Annotated in this window: 16 protein-coding genes and 1 pseudogene; 7 read left to right on the forward strand and 10 right to left on the reverse strand. The window is 56.7% G+C overall.

What is annotated here, in order from left to right; all coding sequences use genetic code 11:
- Positions 1-37: 37 nt before the first annotated feature.
- Entirely contained in the window at positions 38-514 is a 477-nt protein-coding gene (locus tag MUU51_RS19090) for a kinase inhibitor (protein WP_258968373.1), read from the forward strand.
- Between the two features lie 98 nt (positions 515-612).
- Here MUU51_RS19090 and hutH read toward each other — a convergent pair whose 3' ends face one another.
- The 5 genes and pseudogenes from hutH to hutI all read right to left on the reverse strand — a co-directional run bounded on the left by hutH (position 613) and on the right by hutI (position 7,013).
- Complete coding sequence (gene hutH, locus MUU51_RS19095) at positions 613-2,133, reverse strand: histidine ammonia-lyase (protein ID WP_258968374.1); 1,521 nt, start codon at positions 2,131-2,133, stop codon at positions 613-615.
- A complete protein-coding gene (gene hutU / locus MUU51_RS19100) occupies positions 2,130-3,818 on the reverse strand; it encodes a urocanate hydratase (protein WP_258968375.1) in 1,689 nt (562 codons plus the stop codon). Before hutU ends, hutH begins: the two co-directional genes overlap by 4 nt.
- Positions 3,819-4,018: 200 nt before the next feature.
- Positions 4,019-4,741: a histidine utilization repressor gene (locus tag MUU51_RS19105; RefSeq protein WP_258968376.1), complete on the reverse strand. Its 723-nt coding sequence runs from the start codon at positions 4,739-4,741 to the stop codon at positions 4,019-4,021.
- 28 nt (positions 4,742-4,769) lie between these two features.
- Positions 4,770-5,729 carry a formimidoylglutamase gene (gene hutG, locus MUU51_RS19110; RefSeq protein WP_159773632.1) on the reverse strand — a complete coding sequence of 320 codons (960 nt, stop codon included), beginning with the start codon at positions 5,727-5,729 and terminating at the stop codon, positions 4,770-4,772.
- A pseudogene (hutI, locus tag MUU51_RS19115) lies at positions 5,726-7,013 on the reverse strand (imidazolonepropionase). The gene hutG and the pseudogene hutI overlap by 4 nt, the downstream one beginning before the upstream one ends.
- 156 nt (positions 7,014-7,169) lie before the next feature.
- Here hutI and MUU51_RS19120 point away from each other — a divergent pair.
- Complete coding sequence (locus tag MUU51_RS19120) at positions 7,170-8,453, forward strand: putative acyl-CoA thioester hydrolase (protein WP_258968377.1); 1,284 nt, start codon at positions 7,170-7,172, stop codon at positions 8,451-8,453.
- Positions 8,454-8,516: 63 nt separating this feature from the next.
- Here MUU51_RS19120 and pgl read toward each other — a convergent pair whose 3' ends face one another.
- Positions 8,517-9,512, reverse strand: coding sequence for a 6-phosphogluconolactonase (pgl, locus tag MUU51_RS19125; RefSeq protein ID WP_258968378.1), 996 nt, complete (start codon positions 9,510-9,512; stop codon positions 8,517-8,519).
- Positions 9,513-9,641: 129 nt separating this feature from the next.
- On the opposite strand from pgl, the gene MUU51_RS19130 reads away from it, so the two are divergent.
- Entirely contained in the window at positions 9,642-10,460 is an 819-nt protein-coding gene (locus MUU51_RS19130; RefSeq protein WP_258968379.1) for a pyridoxal phosphatase, read from the forward strand.
- On the opposite strand, the gene modC is transcribed toward MUU51_RS19130, so the two are convergent.
- The 4 genes from modC to MUU51_RS19150 form a co-directional block, all read right to left on the reverse strand.
- Positions 10,461-11,519 (reverse strand): molybdenum ABC transporter ATP-binding protein ModC, encoded by a 1,059-nt coding sequence (gene modC / locus MUU51_RS19135; protein ID WP_159774104.1) that lies wholly within the window; start codon positions 11,517-11,519, stop codon positions 10,461-10,463.
- Positions 11,520-11,521: 2 nt separating this feature from the next.
- Entirely contained in the window at positions 11,522-12,211 is a 690-nt protein-coding gene (gene modB, locus MUU51_RS19140) for a molybdate ABC transporter permease subunit (RefSeq protein WP_159774106.1), read from the reverse strand.
- Positions 12,208-12,987, reverse strand: a complete 780-nt coding sequence (gene modA / locus MUU51_RS19145) for a molybdate ABC transporter substrate-binding protein (protein WP_258968380.1) — start codon at positions 12,985-12,987, stop codon at positions 12,208-12,210. The genes modB and modA overlap by 4 nt, the downstream gene beginning before the upstream one ends.
- Before the next feature lie 166 nt (positions 12,988-13,153).
- Positions 13,154-13,306 (reverse strand): AcrZ family multidrug efflux pump-associated protein, encoded by a 153-nt coding sequence (locus tag MUU51_RS19150; RefSeq protein ID WP_125354754.1) that lies wholly within the window; start codon positions 13,304-13,306, stop codon positions 13,154-13,156.
- Between the two features lie 127 nt (positions 13,307-13,433).
- On the opposite strand from MUU51_RS19150, the gene modE reads away from it, so the two are divergent.
- The 4 genes from modE (at position 13,434) to galT (ending at position 18,042) form a co-directional block, all read left to right on the forward strand.
- Entirely contained in the window at positions 13,434-14,222 is a 789-nt protein-coding gene (modE, locus tag MUU51_RS19155) for a molybdenum-dependent transcriptional regulator (RefSeq protein ID WP_258968381.1), read from the forward strand.
- A gap of 66 nt (positions 14,223-14,288) precedes the next feature.
- Positions 14,289-15,758, forward strand: coding sequence for a molybdate ABC transporter ATP-binding protein ModF (modF, locus tag MUU51_RS19160; RefSeq protein ID WP_258968382.1), 1,470 nt, complete (start codon positions 14,289-14,291; stop codon positions 15,756-15,758).
- Positions 15,759-15,969: 211 nt separating this feature from the next.
- The gene (gene galE, locus MUU51_RS19165; protein WP_258968383.1) at positions 15,970-16,986 is read left to right on the forward strand and encodes a UDP-glucose 4-epimerase GalE; all 1,017 of its coding nucleotides are present in this window, start codon (positions 15,970-15,972) and stop codon (positions 16,984-16,986) included.
- Positions 16,987-16,995: 9 nt separating this feature from the next.
- Positions 16,996-18,042, forward strand: a complete 1,047-nt coding sequence (gene galT / locus MUU51_RS19170) for a galactose-1-phosphate uridylyltransferase (protein ID WP_258968384.1) — start codon at positions 16,996-16,998, stop codon at positions 18,040-18,042.
- Position 18,043 lies beyond the last annotated feature (1 nt).

Consider the following 18,043-nt stretch of genomic DNA (forward strand, 5'->3'; position numbering starts at 1 on the left):
ACTTCGTGATTATTCAGCACCCTGAAGAGGCACAAAGATGAAACTGATCAGTCACGATTTTAAGGATGGCGACAAGCTACCCCATCGTCAGGTTTTCAACGGTATGGACTACGATGGCGATAATCTTTCGCCGCATCTGGCCTGGGATGACGTGCCGTCCGGCACCAAGAGTTTTGTCGTTACCTGCTACGATCCGGATGCCCCAACCGGCTCCGGCTGGTGGCATTGGGCGGTGGTGAATATACCGGCTGACACCCGCGTGCTGCCGCAAGGCGCTGGATCAGGCATCGCTGATTTGCCGGATGGCGCACTGCAAACGCGCACCGATTTTGGCAAAGCGGGTTACGGCGGCGCAGCGCCACCTAAGGGTGAATCGCATCGCTACATATTTACCGTTCATGCGCTGGACGTGGCCACTCTCGAGGTGGACGAAAATGCCAGCGGCGCAATGGTTGGGTTTAATGTGCATTTCCACAGTTTAGCCAGTGCATCCATTACGGCGATGTTTAGCTAGTCTTTTAGCTTCGCCCGGCGGCACTGCGTTTGCGCGGTCCTACGTCAGCGCCACTCACAGCTCGTAGGCCCGGCAAGCCTGCGCCGCCGGGCAATCAATTACAGCACCGGATCAACCAGCTTCTGCAATTGCCCCTCAGCCAGCATTTCAATCGCCGCTTCGATATCCGGCGCGAAGAAGCGGTCCTGCACGTAGTGCGACACTTTTTCACGCAGCAGATGACGCGCCTGTTCCAGCAGCGGACTGGTGGTCAGCCCTTCGCGCATATCAATACCCTGCGCTGCCGCCAGCCATTCCACGGCAATCACGCCGCGGGTATTGGCCGCCATTTCCCACAGACGACGCCCTGCGGCGGGCGCCATGGAAACGTGGTCTTCCTGGTTAGCGGACGTCGGCAAGCTATCGACGCTGTGCGGGTGCGACAGTGCTTTGTTTTCACTGGCCAGCGCCGCTGCGGTGACCTGAGCAATCATAAAGCCGGAATTCACCCCGCCGTTTTTCACCAGGAATGGCGGCAGTTGTGACATGTGGCTGTCCATCAGCAGTGCGATACGCCGCTCAGCCAGCGAGCCAATTTCTGCAATCGCCAGCGCAAGGTTGTCGGCCGCCATCGCCACCGGTTCTGCGTGGAAGTTACCGCCGGAAATCACTTCATTTTCGTCGGCAAACACCAGCGGGTTATCCGATACCGCGTTCGCTTCGGTGAGTAACACCTCTTTTGCCTGACGCATCTGGGTCAGGCACGCGCCCATCACCTGCGGCTGGCAGCGTAATGAATACGGGTCCTGCACTTTGCTGCATTTAGCATGAGACTGCGAAACAGCGCTGGAATCGGTCAGCACGTGGCGATACAACGTCGCCGCATCAATTTGCCCACGCTGGCCGCGTGCTTCGTGAATGCGGGCATCGAACGGACGACGCGATCCCAGGGCAGCTTCGGTGGTCAGCGCGCCGCAAATCACCGCTGAGCTAAACAGCTCTTCAGCTTCAAACAGGCCACGCAACGCAAACGCGGTCGACGCCTGCGTGCCGTTTAACAGCGCCAGGCCTTCTTTCGCCGCCAGCGTCAGTGGCGCAAGACCAGCTTTTTTCAGTGCGTCTTTGGCAGGCAGCCATTCGCCCTGCCAGCGAGCTTTGCCCTCGCCCAGCAGCGTCAACGACATGTGCGCCAGCGGAGCCAGATCGCCGGATGCGCCGACGGATCCTTTCGCCGGAATACAGGGATAGACTTCGTGATTTACCAGCGCCATCAACGCTTCAATCACGCTCAGACGAATGCCGGAAAAACCGCGTGCCAGGCTGTTAATTTTCAGCACCATAATCAGACGCACCATCGCGTCATCCAGCGCTTCGCCGACGCCCGCCGCGTGTGAAAGCACCAGCGAACGCTGGAGATTTTCGAGATCAGCGGTGGCGATGCGGGTTGAGGCCAGCAGGCCAAAACCTGTATTAATGCCGTAGGCTGTGCGCCCTTCGGCCATGATCGCGTTCACGCAGGCGACGCTGGCGTTGATGCCTGCAATGGCGCTTTCATCGAGGGTCAGTGTTTGCGGCTGGCGATAGATATCCAGCAGTTGGGCAAGGGTCAACTGACCTGGAATCAGGTTAAGTGTGCTCATTTTTTCTGCCCCTGGGTTGCAGCAATCATCGGTAAATTCAGTCCTTGTTCTGCGGCACATTCTACCGCGATTTCATAGCCTGCGTCGGCATGTCGCATCACGCCGGTGGCCGGGTCGTTATGCAGGACGCGGGCGATACGCGCCGCGGCCTCGTCGGTACCGTCGCAGACAATAACCATTCCGGCGTGCTGTGAAAAGCCCATGCCGACGCCGCCGCCATGGTGCAGTGACACCCAGGTAGCACCGCTGGCGGTGTTGAGTAATGCATTCAGCAGCGGCCAGTCGGATACTGCATCGGAACCATCGCGCATGGCTTCGGTTTCACGGTTAGGGCTGGCGACGGAACCAGAATCCAGATGGTCGCGACCGATAACAATCGGTGCGGAAACCTCACCGGAACGCACCATTTCGTTGAATGCCAGGCCAAGTTTTTGCCGCCATTCCAGGCCCACCCAGCAGATGCGCGCCGGTAAGCCCTGGAAGCTGATGCGTTCGCGGGCCATGTCCAGCCAGCGATGCAAATGTGTGTCGTCGCTGACAATTTCTTTCACTTTGGCATCGGTTTTGTAGATATCCTGCGGATCGCCGGAGAGCGCTACCCAACGGAACGGCCCGATACCGCGACAGAACAGCGGGCGAATATAGGCGGGAACAAAGCCCGGGAAATCAAAGGCGTTGCTGACGCCCATCTCTTTGGCCATCTGGCGGATGTTGTTGCCGTAATCGAAGGTCGGGACGCCCATCGCGTTAAACGCCAGCATCGCGCTGACGTGTTCCGCCATCGACTGTTTGGCGGCTTTTACCGTGCCCTGCGGGTCGCTTTCGGCCTTCTGCTGATATTCTTCCCACGTCCAGCCCTGCGGCAGATAGCCGTGCAGCGGATCGTGCGCGCTGGTCTGGTCGGTGACCATGTCCGGACGCACGCCGCGTTTAACCAGTTCCGGCAGAACGTCGGCGGCGTTAGCGCACAACGCCACGGAAACGGCGCGGCCTTCCGCAGTATATTTTTTGATACGATCCAGTGCGTCGTCCAGCGATTTAGCCTGTTCGTCGATATATTGGGTGCGAAGACGGAAATCAATGCGGCTCTGCTGGCATTCAATTACCAACGAGCAGGCTCCGGCTAAGGTAGCAGCTAACGGCTGTGCGCCGCCCATTCCGCCAAGCCCGGCGGTGAGTACCCAGCGCCCTTGCAGGTTGCCGTTGTAATGCTGGCGCCCGGCTTCGACGAAGGTTTCGTAGGTGCCCTGCACGATGCCCTGACTGCCGATGTAAATCCAGCTGCCGGCGGTCATCTGGCCGTACATCGCCAGCCCTTTCGCGTCGAGTTCGTTGAAGTGTTCCCACGTCGCCCAGTGTGGTACGAGGTTAGAGTTGGCTATCAGCACGCGCGGCGCGTTGTCGTGGGTTTTAAACACCCCCACCGGTTTGCCTGACTGCACTAACAGGGTTTCATCGTTTTCGAGGTTTTTCAGGGCTTCGACCATCGCGTCGTAGCATTCCCAGTTACGGGCCGCACGCCCGATTCCTCCGTAGACCACCAGCTCGTGCGGATTTTCCGCCACGTCCGGATCGAGGTTGTTCATTAACATGCGCAACGGCGCTTCGGTGAGCCAGCTTTTGGCAGTGAGCGTATTGCCGCGCGGCGCACGGATTTCCTGGGGGCGGTATTTATTCTGGGACATCGGAAAACTCCTGACGGATACGATGAAGACAAGAAATATATACTTGTCTATACAATTGTTCGCAAGCCAGGATTTAACAAGTCAGATACATTTTTGTTATCTTGCGTCAGCAATCACGCTTTTGCTGTGACGGCCGAATATTCAACATCATTCGCGTGGCAGGAAGTCAACGCTCCTGCCGCGTAAAGGATAACGAATATTCAGGAGCCGAAATGGCCCTGGAGCCGATAACGGTTCCCAGGGAAAATCAGACGGGCGTGCGAAACGATCCCAGTACGTGACCAGGTGCGACGGCGAATTAACAGGCACGGATCGTGTTCGTGGATGGTGAGCAAGCGGCACTCTTCGGCGCTGGCTTTTACCGCTTCAACGATGTGCTCCCCTTCAGTAAGTGGCGCAATCAGCGACAGGTAGTCGTGGGCGGTGGTGGTGGTGTAATCCTGTTGCAGGTATTCCGGCACCACGTCGGCATTCACGCAGCGATCTTCAATCTGTACCGGCACATCGTTTTCGAAATGCACCATCAGCGAGTGGAAAATGCGGGTGCCTTCGGCCACGTTCAGCGCCTGCGCCTGCTGTTTCTCGGCGTTGACCTCTTCCAGCAGCAGCACTTCACAACGATGCTGATGCTGACGGGCGGCGATTTCATCGGCAATACTGTGCACTTCAAACAGCGCCGACTGCCCTTTTGGCTCAGCCACAAAGGTGCCGACTCCCTGCAAACGAACCAGCAAGCCTTCGTCAGTCAGTTCACGCAGCGCACGGTTGATGGTCATCCGACTGAAGCCAAACTGCGCCACCAGCTCCGCTTCCGAGGGAATGCGGTCATGCGGACGCCAGATACCCGCGGCAATATTGTCGCTGATAACGCGTTTGATCTTCTCATAGAACGGCGCGGGGGCGCCGGTTCGCGGTGAATACATGTGTCATCCTTTATTATCGCGGGTGCTGTCACGCATGCCAGCAATGAACAATTTGCCAGGCCAGTCTGGCCGCGGTGCGGGCGCCCTGTCCGTCTCTGTCGTACTGCGGATTGAATTCAACCAAATCAACCGCCTGCAGTTTGCCACTCTGACACAGCGGCATGACTATTCGCAACAAGATTGCCAACGGCACGCCAAGCGCTGCGGGAGCCGATACCGCTGGCATTTCCCAGGCCGGGAGCACATCCAGATCGATGGTCAGATAAATGCGGTCATGTTCAGCAATCACCCGCTTAAGATCCTGTTGCAGCGCGCCGACAGGGTCATCGAGCAGGGTTAAATCTTCCAGCACGGTGACCTGACGCTCGCGCGCCTCCAGCCACAGCGCCTGAGTGTTTGCCGCGCGGCTGGCACCGTAGCAGGTGTAATTAAAGCGCCGGTTCTGGCTTTCGCAGTGCAACGCCAGCTGGCGGAACGGCGTGCCAGAGGTGGCCTCTGAGGCATGACGTAAATCCAGGTGCGCATCGAGATTGACGATAGCGACGTTTTCATTCGGGAAGGCGTCGAGCACGCCGGAACCGTGAGGCCAGGCCGTTTCATGACCGCCGCCGAACACCAGGGTTTTCATCTGCGCGCGCTGACAGGCCAGCACCGCGTCGTGCAGCGCCTGCTGCGCCGGTTCCAGCAATTCCGGTACGGCGTGCACGTTACCGAGATCAACCAGCAAATCGTGCCCGCCATGACTTGCCATGTTGGCTAACGCCTTGCGCAGCGCGTCCGGCCCCTGCTGTGCGCCCGGCCGCCCTTGATTGCGCTTTACGCCTTCGTCACAGGCAAATCCGAGCAGGGCTATTTTCCCACGATGCGATTCCGGGGCAAAGTCGCGCGTTACCGTTACTGTCTGAAAAAGACGTTTTGCCGCAGGCGATTCGGCGCTGTCATCTCGCCCTTGCCACAGTTCCGTCGGCGTCGGTTGCCATAGATTCATTGAACCACCTCGCCGCGAAACACGCGCTGCCAGAGCGGATTACGCCCCGGCTCGTACACCATTTCAACCGGGTGTTCTGCATCCCAGATGGCGAAATCGGCCACAAAGCCTGACGCCAGCTGTCCGTGTGAATGTTCGCGGCCCAGCGCACGCGCGGCATGGCGGGTGACGCCGGTCCACGCCTCTTCCGGCGTTAAGCCGAATTTCACGCAGGCCATGTTCATCGTGAGATGCAGGCTGGCGAACGGGCTGGTGCCGGGGTTGTAATCCGTGGCGACCGCCATCGGCACGTTGTAACGTCGCAGCATATCCACCGGTGGTTTTTGCGTTTCGTTGAGGAAGTAAAATGCACCGGGAAGCAGCACCGCAACCGTGCCGCTGTCGGCCATCGCCGCGACACCTTCTTCGGTCAGATATTCGATATGATCGGCAGAACGTCCTTTATAGCGACTGACCAGCTGCGCGCCGCCCAGCGAAGAGAGCTGCTCGACGTGGCCCTTAACCGGGATATTAAGCACCTGCGCAGCGCTGAATACTCTGTCGGTCTGCTCCGGACTGAACCCGACGTTTTCACAGAAGGCATCCACGGTTTCAAATAACCCTTCCTGCCACAGCGTCGGCATCATTTCTTCGCAGACCAGGGTGATGTAGTCATCGCCCCGGCCTTTATATTCTGTTGGGATCGCATGTGCGGCTAATAATGTCGGACTGATATCGACGGCGTTGGTCGCCGCCAGATGCTGCACGACGTGCAGCATTTTACGTTCGTTGGCCATGTCCAGACCGTATCCGGACTTCACTTCTACCGTGGTCACGCCTTCCTGCATCAAACGCGTCAGACGCTGCTGCGCCAGACGAATCAACTCATTTTCACTGGCGGCCCGGGTGGCCTGCACGGTGGCGTTAATGCCCCCGCCGTTAGCGCTGATGGTCTGATATGAGACCCCATTCAGCCGCTGCTCCCATTCGGTGGCGCGGCTGCCGCCAAACACCAGATGCGTGTGGCAGTCGATCAGGCCCGGCGTGACCAGCCGCCCTTGCAGATCAATGCGTTTTCCTTTTCGTGACGCCAGCGCCGCTTCAGGCAGGATATCCACAATGCGCCCGTCACGAACCACCAGCGCGTGATGTTCCAGTAAACCGTAAGGCTGAGCATGGTTGGGATCGAAGGTCGCAAGTCGGGCGTTATGCCAGATGATGTCGGTATCAGTATGTTCAGACATGAGAGAATCACTTGTCATAGGTTGTATAGACATTTATTGATAGCAATACGGGCGATGTCAACCTTCCGCGGGAATATGTTGCTTTTTTGTGATATTCCGCGCGGCGCGGTGAGCGCTTACCAGTAACTTTTTTGCGGCATTGCTTCCCGTTTCGCTCAACTTAGTATAAAAAGTCAGGTTTTAGGGACACTTTCCACTACATTCAGCCTGGAGCACCATGAATACATTCTCGGTTTCTCGTCTGGCGCTCGCGCTCGCTTTTGGCGTGACGCTTACCGCCTGCAGCTCAACGCCACCCGATCAGCAGCCTTCTACTCAGGAAGCGCCGGGTACGTCTTCTCGCCCAATTCTGACGGCTGGCGAAGCGAAAAACTTCGTGCAGGAACGTTACTTCACCACCATGGATCCAAACGCGGCTCCGTGGTCACCTTCTGCAATTGCCACTCCCGCTAAAGCGGATTTCGTGGTCGGCCCAGCCGGTACTGAAGGCGTAACGCACACCACCATTCAGGCAGCCGTGGATGCCGCAATCGCGCGGCACAGCAGCTCACGCACTTATATCGCAGTCATGCCGGGTGAATATGAAGGCACCGTGTATGTGCCTGCCGCGCCGGGCAGCCTGACTATTTACGGCATCGGCGACAAAGCCGCAGACGTGAAAATCGGCCTGGCTATCGATTCTGAAATCGACCCGACCACCTGGCGTCGTCTGGTTAACCCGGCGGGCAAATACATGCCTGGTAAGCCGGCGTGGTATATGTTCGACACCTGCCAGAGCAAGCACACCGCTACCGTGGGCGTGATGTGTTCTGCTGTCGTCTGGTCACAGAATAACGGTCTGCAATTGCAGAACCTGACCATCTCTAATACCCTGGGCGACAGCGTCGATGCGGGCAACCATCAGGCCGTGGCCCTGCGCAGCGACGGTGACAAAGTGCAGCTGAACAAGGTCAATCTTCTTGGCCGTCAGAACACCTTCTTCGTCACTAACAGCGGCGTGCAGAACACACTGCAAAATGACCGCATCGCGCGTACGCTGGTCACTAACAGCTACCTTGAAGGCGACGTGGATATCGTTTCCGGTCGTGGCGCAGTGGTGTTCGATAACACCCGTTTCCAGGTCGTGAACTCCCGCACCCAGAAAGAAGCATACGTGTTCGCTCCGGCAACGCAGTCCAACCTGTTCTACGGTTTCCTTGCCACCAACAGTCGCTTTAACGCGGCCGGTGACGGTGTGGCGCAGCTCGGTCGTTCTCTGGACGTTGACGGTAACACCAACGGTCAGGTCGTTATCCGCGACAGCGCGATCAACGAAGGCTTCAACAATGCCCAACCATGGGCCGATGCCGCTATCTCCAAACGTCCATTCAGCGGCAACACTGGCGCTAAGAATGATAAAGACGAAGAGCAGCGTAATCTGAACGACACCAACTTCAACCGCATGTGGGAATACAACAACCGCGGCGTGGGAAGTTATGTCGTGGCTGAGCCGAAGAAATAATCGGACGTTAAGCCATAAAAAAACCTCGCTTCGGCGAGGTTTTTTTATTCTTCGATGGACTGCTTAGTGCACGTTAACCACCACCCACATTGGGCCCTGACCTACGGCGTAACGTCCTTTCTCTTCCAGAAGCCCCTGCTCACCTTTGATTTCATAGACCGCAAGGTGATGTGATTTCTGACCTACCGCCAGCAGGTATTTCCCGCTGTGATCGACGTTAAAACCACGCGGCTGCGTTTCGGTCGGCTGGAAGCCCTGTACTTCAAGAACGCTACCGTCCTCAGAAATGGTGAACACCGTCAGGGTGCTGGAGGTACGATCGCAGGTATACAGGTGACGTCCGTCCGGGGTGATGTGGATGTCTGCCGCCCAGCGGGTACCGGTAAAATCTGGCGGCATCATATCCAGCGTTTGCACGCATTCGATTTCACCGTGCGGGTCGCTCAGTTCCCACACATCAACGCTGCTGTTCAGCTCATTCAGGCAGTAAGCGTATTGCTGATTCGGGTGGAATGCCATGTGACGCGGGCCAGCGCCTTCGACGGTGGTCACTTCCGCCGGAGTTTGCGCGACCAGTTTGCCGTCGTCGCTCAACGTAAACAGGCAGATGCGATCCTGCTTCAGCGCAGGCACCCACAGGGTGCGGTTGTCCGGCGTGATGTTCGCCGAGTGGCAGCCTTCGAGGCCGTCAACCACGTCAACCACGCCCACCGGCAGGCCTTCTTCCAGACGTGTCACGCTTACGCTTGCCTGATTATAGGAGCCGCTGAACAGGAACTTACCTGAATGGTCGGTGGAAATGTGGGTCGGGCTGCCCGGCAATGCAGATTCCGCCGCGAAAGTCAGCGCACCATCGTCCGGGGCAATGCGGTAAGCTAATACGCGAAACTCCGGGCGTACACCAACGTACAGATAACGCTTGTCCGGGCTGATCACCATCGGCTGAACCTGGCCGGGGACATCGACCACCTGAACCAGCGTCAGTTTACCGTCCTGATGGAGGCTCCAGACATGGATCTGCTGGCTTTCCGGACTCGCGGTATATACGGTTTGTTTCATGAAAACTCCTTTCCTTATTGCACGTGGAAGCAGATTAACAGGATAGTTAGTGCTGAAAAATTTGCCCTGCGCGCGCTGCGGTGTACCATCGTGAGCTGCATATTTTTCAACATTAACCTGGATGACAACATGACATCACGCGTGATAGCCCTGGATTTAGACGGCACCCTGCTGACCTCAACGAAAACCATTCTTCCGCAATCGCTTGAAGCGCTGTCGCGCGCGAAAGACGCGGGCTATCAGATTCTGATCGTGACCGGCCGACATCACGTTGCTATCCATCCTTTTTATCAGGCACTGGCACTGGATACACCTGCAATTTGCTGCAACGGCACCTATTTGTATGATTATCAGGCGAAAAAGGTTCTGGAAGGCGATCCGATGTCGGTCGAAAAAGCCCATGCGCTGGTGAACCTGCTGGCGGAGCACAACATTCACGGCCTGATGTACGTGGATGACACCATGATGTACGAAGAGGCTACCGGGCACGTGACGCGCACGCTGAACTGGGCGCAGAAACTACCAGAAGAACAGCGCCCATCCTTTACGCAGGTCGATTCTCTGATTCAGGCCGCGCAGGAGGTGAAATCAGTGTGGAAATTCGCCCTGACCGACGAAGACACGCAAAAGCTGAACATCTTCGCCAACCATGCTGCCCAAACGCTGGATTTAGAGTGTGAATGGTCGTGGCACGATCAAGTCGATATCGCGCGTAAGGGCAACAGCAAAGGCTACCGCCTGGCACGTTGGGTCGAATCCCAAGGGTTATCGATGAAGGATGTGGTCGCATTTGGCGATAACTTTAACGACATCAGTATGCTTGAAGCGGCAGGCACCGGCGTGGCGATGGGCAATGCCGATGACGCGGTAAAAGCCCGGGCCAACGTGGTGATTGGCGATAACTCGACCCACAGCATCGCCGAATATATCTACACCCACCTGCTGTAATCAGGCGCTGATCGACACGCTTTTTATCTGCGCATACAGCCACTGACCTGGTTTCACCGCCAGGTCATCGCGGGCCCACGGGCTGATGCGCGCCCACAGCGTACGGCCACCCACTTCAAGCTGCACTTCCACCTGACCGTTATTGTCATAGCACTGCACCACCTTCGCGCGCAGCACGTTGCGGATACTTGTTTGAACCGGCGGTTGTAACACCAGCGACACGTCGGATGCCTGAACGCGAATACGCACCGACGACTGCTCCGGCTGCTCGAGCTTATTGACCCACAGATGCTGATCGCCCAGCGCCAGTGCCGTCATCGCGTAGTGCGGATGGTGTTCCAGTACGGTGACCTTCAGCACGCTGCTCTGCTGATCCTGCGGTAGCCATGGATGCATCACGCTGCTGCCCCAGACATCCTCCAGATTGCCAAACGCCTTCACATTTCCGTCTTCCAGCACCAGCACTTTGTCAGCCAGATGCAGAATTTCTTCCAGCGAGTGGCTGACGTAGAGCATCGGAATGTTGATTTCGCGGGCCAGGCGCTGCAAATACGGCAGCAGCTCACGCTTGCGAGGAATATCCAGCGAGGCCAGCGGTTCGTCGAGCAGCAGCAGTTCCGGCGCGGTCAGCAGCGCACGACCTATCGCCACGCGCTGTTTTTCACCGCCGGACAGGCCTCCGGGCAGACGGTCGAGCAGCGCTTCGATCCCGAGCAGCGACACCATTTTGTCGAACTGTCCGGCCATGCTTTTCGCCATGCCGTAGCGCAGATTGCCGCGCACTTTGTAATGTGGGAACAGGCGTGCATCCTGAAACACGTAACCGATGCGACGTTTTTCCGGCGACAGACAAATCTTTTTCTCGGTGTCGTTTAAAACACGATTGTTGAGCACGATTCGGCCCTGCTGGGGTTTTGTCAGCCCGCTGATGGCGTTGATCAGCGACGTTTTCCCGGCACCTGACACACCGAACACGGCGGTTATCCCGACTGCGGGAAGGGATTCATTGATGCGCAGACAGTGATTGCCCAGCGTCTGGGTGAAATTGAGTTCCAGCATGATTATTTCCCCGTCCGTTCGCGGCTCAGTTTCGCCAGCCATTCTGATATCAGCAGGGAAACCAGCGCCAGCACGATGGAAATCAGGCACAGCCGCGCGGCCGCGCCTTCACCGCCGGGGGTCTGAATCAGGGTATACATCGCAGAAGGAATGGTGCGCGTTTCGCCCGGAATGTTCGACACAAAGGTAATCGTGGCCCCAAATTCGCCGAGCGAACGGGCAAAAGCCAGCACGGTACCCACGATAATACCCGGCAGCATCAACGGCAGCGTGATGGAGAAAAACACCCGCCAGCGTCCTGCCCCGAGCGTGCGTGCCGCCTGCTCAAGCTTGATATCGACGCCTTCCAGCGCGAGGCGAATGGCACGCACCATCAGCGGGAAAGACATCACCGCAGCGGCCAGTACTGCGCCGCGCCAGCTAAAGGCAAAGGTCAGACCGAACCAGTCGTACAGCCAGGAGCCGATGAAACCGCGCCGCCCCATAGCAATCAGCAATAAATAACCGACCACAACCGGGGGTAACACCAGAGGAAGATGGATGAGGCTGTCGAGCAGCGCTTTGCCTGGAAAATTACGCCGCACCAGCAGCCAGGCAAAGAAGATCCCAAAGGGTAAGCTGAACACCACCGCCAGGGATGAGACTTTCAGGCTCAGCATCACCGCCTGCCATTCGGGATCGGTCAATATCATTCGTGCGTCGTAAATCCGTACTGTTTAAAGATGGCCGCTGCTTGCGGGCCTTTCAGATAATCGTAGAAAGCGTTTACCGTGGCGTTGTTATGCCCGTCGGTGATGGCAATCGGGTATTCCACTTTTTTATGGGAGTCTTCGGGGAAGGTTCCGACAACTTTAACACCTTTACTGGCTACGGCATCAGAACCGTAAACGATGCCCAGCGGCGCTTCGTTACGTTCCACCAGCGCCAGTGCACCGCGCACGTCTTCGGCCGGAGCCAGCTTCGGTGACAGGGTATCCCATGCGCCAAGTTTGGTCAGCGCTTCTTTGGCGTAGATGCCCGCCGGAACGTGGTCCGGATCGCCTACTGCCATACGGCCGCCTTTCAGCAAGCTGGTCCAGTTGGTTTTCGCATCAATGGTGAATTCGCCCTGCTCGCTGGCTTTCGGCGCGACAACCACCAGGCTGTTGCCGAGCAGCGTTTTACGGGTCGCCGTATCAATGGCTTTTTTCTCTACCGCGTAATCCATCCACTTCTGGTCAGCAGAAATAAACAGGTCGGCTGGCGCACCCGCTTCTATCTGGCGCGCCAGGGTCGATGAGGAAGCAAAAGAAGAGACGACATCGACGTTCTTCTCTTTTTTATATTCTTTAGCAATGTCCTGCATCGCGTTAGTAAGCGAGGCTGCTGCGAAAACCGTAATTTTGCCTGTTTCTGCCGCCGCAGCGTGACCCACAACCGCAAGGGATAATGTCGCTCCGGCAAAAAGGCGTAACCATGTACGTTCCATCTGTGACTCCTGTGAGTGTCGTTATGTACGCAACAATATAACGATAACAGTAGGGTTTTCCCAGCGCAAAGTGGTGGTTATTCTGAGGTACTATCGGCAGTAAGAAGAGGAATTTAAATGAGAAGAGAGAATAAAAAAACGCCCGGCGGTGCCGGGCGTCTCGAAATCAATGGTTTTGCTGGCGGCCGTTATCTTTGTGGCCGACGTTCGACAGAACGTTAAACACTTCACCCAGACCGTAAATCAGCCCCAGGATGATAGCCATCACCACGGGAACCATGATTACGGCAAATACCAGACTTTTCAACAACTCTAACATGGTCAGCTCCAGACATTGTGATTCCTTCATTGTAACCGGTTCATCAGGAAATTCACGCCCCTTTTGTGCGATGGCCTGTGTAATAATAGCGTTGACCAACACCCTATCTTCTGAGCAGGACATTGATATGCAGGCCGAAATTCTTCTTACTCTTAAGCTCCAGCAGCGCCTTTTTGCCGATCCTCGTCGCATCGCGTTGCTCAAGCAGATTGCGGTGACTGGCTCAATAAGCCAGGGCGCGAAGAATGCAGGTATCAGCTATAAAAGCGCCTGGGACGCCATCAACGAAATGAATCAGCTGAGCGAACAGCCGCTGGTTGACCGCGCGACCGGGGGAAAAGGCGGTGGTGGCGCGGTGCTTACCCGCTACGGCCAGCGCCTGATTCAGCTCTACGACCTGCTCGCACAAATTCAGCAGAAAGCGTTCGACGTGCTCAGCGATGACGATGCCCTGCCGCTGAACAGCCTGCTGGCTGCCATTTCTCGCTTTTCCCTGCAAACCAGTGCCCGTAACCAGTGGTTCGGCACCATTACCCGTCGCGACCACCATCAGGTGCAGGAGCACGTCGACGTGCTGCTGGCCGACGGCGAAACCCGTTTGAAAGTGGCGATCACTTCGCAAAGCGGCGAACGTCTTGGCCTGGAAGAAGGCAAAGAAGTGCTGGTGCTGTTGAAAGCGCCGTGGGTGGGCATTACGCGTGACACAACGATTGCGCAAGCCGCCGACAACCAGCTCGCCGGTGTTATCAGCCATATTGAGCGCGCTAGCGAGCAATGTGAGGTGCTGATGACTCTGCCCGACGGACAGGTGCTTTGCTCAACGATGACAATGGAAGAAGCACAGGATTTGCACGAAGGTGAATCGGCTCTCGCGTGGTTTAACGCCGACCGGGTTATCCTCGCCACCCTCTGCTGATGGCTTGACTTTAGCTTCCAGAAGACGTATCCCTGATAAAAATCGCTGCAATAAACGGGATACACAATGTCATCATTGCAAATTTCGCAAGGCACGTTTCGTCTTAGCGATACTAAAACGCTCTCCATTGAGAATTTAACGCTGCGCTCGGGCGAGTCCTGGGCGTTTGTCGGCAGCAACGGCAGCGGAAAATCTGCGCTGGCGCGGGCGCTGTCGGGCGAACTGACGCTGCTGTCCGGTGGGCGTGAAAGCGAATTCACCCGAACCACTCGCCTCTCATTCGAACAGCTGCAAAAACTGGTCAGTGACGAATGGCAACGCAACAATACCGATTTGCTCAGCCCTGGCGAAGATGATACTGGCCGCACTGCCGCAGAAATCATTCAGGAAGACGTGAAAGACGCAGCGCGCTGCCAGACGCTCGCCAGTCGTTTTGGCATTAGCGGCTTACTGGAACGCCGCTTTAAATACCTTTCCACCGGTGAAACCCGCAAAACGCTGCTGTGCCAGGCGCTGATGAGCAACCCCGATTTGCTGATCCTCGACGAACCGTTTGATGGGCTGGACGTGGCTTCGCGTCAGGCGCTGGCGGAATTGCTGGCGACGCTGCATCACGACGGCATCACCCTGGTGCTGGTGCTGAACCGCTTCGATGAGATCCCTGATTTCGTGCAGTTTGCAGGCGTTCTCGCTGACTGTACGCTGCTGGAAACCGGCACCAAAAAGGCGCTGCTAGAGCAGGCGCTGATCGCCCAACTGGCGCACAGCGAAAAGCTGACCGGCATTGCGCTGCCAGAACCCGATGCACCGTCTGCACGCCTTTCGCTTCCGGAAGATGAGCCGCGAATTGTGCTCAATCACGGCAGTGTGTCGTATAACGACAAACCCATCATCGACGACCTGAGCTGGACGGTAAATGCCGGTGAGCACTGGCAAATTGTCGGCCCGAACGGCGCCGGGAAATCGACTCTTTTAAGTCTGGTCACCGGCGATCACCCGCAGGGCTACAGCAATGATTTAACGCTGTTTGGCCGTCGGCGCGGCAGTGGGGAAACCATTTGGGACATCAAAAAACATATCGGTTATGTCAGCAGCAGCCTGCATCTGGATTACCGCGTCAGCACTAACGTGCGTAACGTGATTCTCTCTGGTTTTTTTGATTCCATTGGGATTTATCAGGCGGTATCTGACAAGCAGCATAAGCTGGCTCAGGGCTGGCTGGACATTCTGGGTATCGACAATCGCACCGCTGATGCACCCTTCCACAGTCTGTCGTGGGGACAACAACGGCTGGCTCTGATCGTTCGCGCACTGGTGAAGCACCCCACCTTGCTAATCCTGGATGAACCGCTTCAGGGACTGGACCCGCTCAATCGCCAGTTAGTACGGCGCTTTATCGACGTATTAATTGGTGAAGGCAAAACCCAGCTGCTGTTCGTGTCACACCACGCTGAAGACGCGCCGGACTGCATTACGCATCGTCTGGAATTTGTGTCACAGGCGGAAGGCTACGGCTACGCCGTCGGTCCTTTGTAACCCTTACACCCACATCGGGAGCCTCGCGCTCCCGTTTTTCGGATAAAGAGTATCCCTCCTTCGTACCTGCCTTGATTTATAATGCAAAACGTTCGGCATTCAGGATGGAAACTGGCAGTGTAAACGATTCCACTAATCTATTCCATGTCACACTTTTCGCATCTCTGTTATGCTAGTCTTATTACATACCATAAGCCTGATGGAGCGAAAAATGAGAGTACTGGTTACGGGTGGTAGCGGTTACATAGGCAGCCATACTTGCGTGCAATTACTGAAACAAGGCCACGACGTCATCATTCTGGATAACCTCTGTAACAGTAAGCGCAGCGTGTTACCGGTGATTGAACGCCTGGCAGGCAAACAGGCCGTTTTCGTAGAAGGCGATATTCGCAACGAAGCGCTGATGACCGAAGTATTGCATGACCACGCGATTGACACCGTTATCCATTTCGCCGGGCTGAAAGCCGTGGGCGAGTCCGTCGAGAAGCCGCTGGAATACTACGATAATAACGTTAACGGAACCCTGCGTTTAATCGCCGCCATGCGCGCCGCAAACGTTAAAAATTTCATTTTCAGCTCTTCTGCCACCGTCTACGGCGACCAGCCAAAAATCCCATACGTTGAAAGTTTCCCGACCGGCACCCCACAAAGTCCTTACGGCAAAAGCAAACTGATGGTTGAACAAATCCTGACCGACCTGCAAAAAGCGCAGCCGGAATGGAGCATTGCGCTGCTGCGCTACTTCAACCCGGTTGGTGCGCACCCGTCAGGTGACATGGGTGAAGACCCTCAGGGCATTCCGAATAACCTGATGCCGTATATCGCGCAGGTTGCCGTCGGTCGTCGTGAATCGCTGGCTATTTTTGGTAACGACTACCCGACCGAAGACGGTACCGGCGTGCGTGACTATATCCACGTGATGGACCTGGCCGACGGCCACGTTACCGCGATGGAAAAACTGGCTGAAAAACCAGGCGTACACATTTACAACCTCGGTGCCGGCGTCGGCAGCAGCGTGCTGGACGTGGTTAACGCCTTCGGCAAAGCCTGCGGCAAACCGGTCAATCATCACTTCGCCCCGCGTCGCGATGGCGATCTCCCGGCCTATTGGGCCGATGCGAGCAAAGCTGACCGCGAACTCGGCTGGCATGTTACCCGTACTCTCGACGAAATGGCGCAGGATACCTGGCACTGGCAATCGCGTCATCCGCAGGGTTACACCGACTAAGGACCTGTCATGACGCAATTTAACCCCGTCGATCATCCGCACCGCCGTTTTAACCCGTTAACCGGGCAGTGGATCCTCGTATCTCCGCACCGCGCAAAGCGTCCCTGGCAGGGGGCGCAAGAAACGCCTGCCAAACAAACACTGCCGAAACACGATCCTGACTGTTTCCTGTGTCCAGGCAATACCCGCGTCACTGGCGATACCAACCCGCAGTACACTGGTACTTACGTGTTTACCAACGACTTTGCCGCGCTGATGACCGATACGCCAGACGCGCCGCAAAACGTCGACCCGCTGATGCGCAGTGAAAGCGCTCGCGGCACCAGTCGCGTGATTTGCTTCTCACCCGATCACAGCAAAACGCTGCCTGAATTGAGCGTCAGCGCGCTGGAAGAAGTGGTACAAACCTGGCAACAGCAGACAGCGGAGTTGGGTCAGCAGTATCCGTGGGTGCAGGTTTTTGAGAATAAAGGCGCGGCGATGGGCTGCTCCAACCCGCATCCGCACGGTCAAGTTTGGGCTAACAGTTTCTTACCGAACGAAGCCGAGCGAGAAGACCGACTGCAAAAGGCCTATCTCGACGAGCAGGGTTCGCCGATGCTGGTCGACTATGCGCAGCGTGAACTGGCCGATGGTAGCCGCACCGTGGTGGAAACGGAACACTGGCTGGCGGTCGTTCCCTACTGGGCAGCCTGGCCGTTTGAAACGTTGCTGCTGCCAAAAGCGCGCGTGCTGCGTATTACCGATTTAACCGATGCTCAACGCAGTGATTTGGCGTTAGCGTTGAAAAAACTGACCAGCCGTTACGACAACCTGTTTCAGTGTTCCTTCCCTTACTCGATGGGCTGGCACGGCGCGCCGTTCAATGGCGAAGATAATTCTCATTGGCAGCTCCACGCCCATTTCTATCCGCCGCTCCTGCGCTCGGCCACCGTGCGCAAATTCATGGTCGGCTATGAAATGCTGGCAGAAACCCAGCGCGACCTGACGGCAGAACAAGCCGCCGAACGTCTGCGCGCCGTCAGTGACGTCCACTATCGCGAATCAGGAGTATAAA

The organism is Scandinavium manionii, assembly GCF_024764775.1.
Classification (GTDB): domain Bacteria; phylum Pseudomonadota; class Gammaproteobacteria; order Enterobacterales; family Enterobacteriaceae; genus Scandinavium; species Scandinavium manionii.

What these genes read in the sequence shown, in the direction of transcription:
- hutG (WP_159773632.1), bottom strand. Translation starts at nt 5,729, where the DNA reads ATGAATCTATGGCAACCGACGCCGACGGAACTGTGGCAAGGGCGAGAT.
- modB (WP_159774106.1), bottom strand. Translation starts at nt 12,211, where the DNA reads ATGATATTGACCGATCCCGAATGGCAGGCGGTGATGCTGAGCCTGAAA.
- modF (WP_258968382.1), top strand. Translation starts at nt 14,289, where the DNA reads ATGTCATCATTGCAAATTTCGCAAGGCACGTTTCGTCTTAGCGATACT.
- MUU51_RS19150 (WP_125354754.1), bottom strand. Translation starts at nt 13,306, where the DNA reads ATGTTAGAGTTGTTGAAAAGTCTGGTATTTGCCGTAATCATGGTTCCC.
- MUU51_RS19090 (WP_258968373.1), top strand. Translation starts at nt 38, where the DNA reads ATGAAACTGATCAGTCACGATTTTAAGGATGGCGACAAGCTACCCCAT.
- MUU51_RS19120 (WP_258968377.1), top strand. Translation starts at nt 7,170, where the DNA reads ATGAATACATTCTCGGTTTCTCGTCTGGCGCTCGCGCTCGCTTTTGGC.
- MUU51_RS19105 (WP_258968376.1), bottom strand. Translation starts at nt 4,741, where the DNA reads ATGTATTCACCGCGAACCGGCGCCCCCGCGCCGTTCTATGAGAAGATC.
- MUU51_RS19130 (WP_258968379.1), top strand. Translation starts at nt 9,642, where the DNA reads ATGACATCACGCGTGATAGCCCTGGATTTAGACGGCACCCTGCTGACC.
- modE (WP_258968381.1), top strand. Translation starts at nt 13,434, where the DNA reads ATGCAGGCCGAAATTCTTCTTACTCTTAAGCTCCAGCAGCGCCTTTTT.
- hutH (WP_258968374.1), bottom strand. Translation starts at nt 2,133, where the DNA reads ATGAGCACACTTAACCTGATTCCAGGTCAGTTGACCCTTGCCCAACTG.
- pgl (WP_258968378.1), bottom strand. Translation starts at nt 9,512, where the DNA reads ATGAAACAAACCGTATATACCGCGAGTCCGGAAAGCCAGCAGATCCAT.
- galE (WP_258968383.1), top strand. Translation starts at nt 15,970, where the DNA reads ATGAGAGTACTGGTTACGGGTGGTAGCGGTTACATAGGCAGCCATACT.
- modC (WP_159774104.1), bottom strand. Translation starts at nt 11,519, where the DNA reads ATGCTGGAACTCAATTTCACCCAGACGCTGGGCAATCACTGTCTGCGC.
- modA (WP_258968380.1), bottom strand. Translation starts at nt 12,987, where the DNA reads ATGGAACGTACATGGTTACGCCTTTTTGCCGGAGCGACATTATCCCTT.
- galT (WP_258968384.1), top strand. Translation starts at nt 16,996, where the DNA reads ATGACGCAATTTAACCCCGTCGATCATCCGCACCGCCGTTTTAACCCG.
- hutU (WP_258968375.1), bottom strand. Translation starts at nt 3,818, where the DNA reads ATGTCCCAGAATAAATACCGCCCCCAGGAAATCCGTGCGCCGCGCGGC.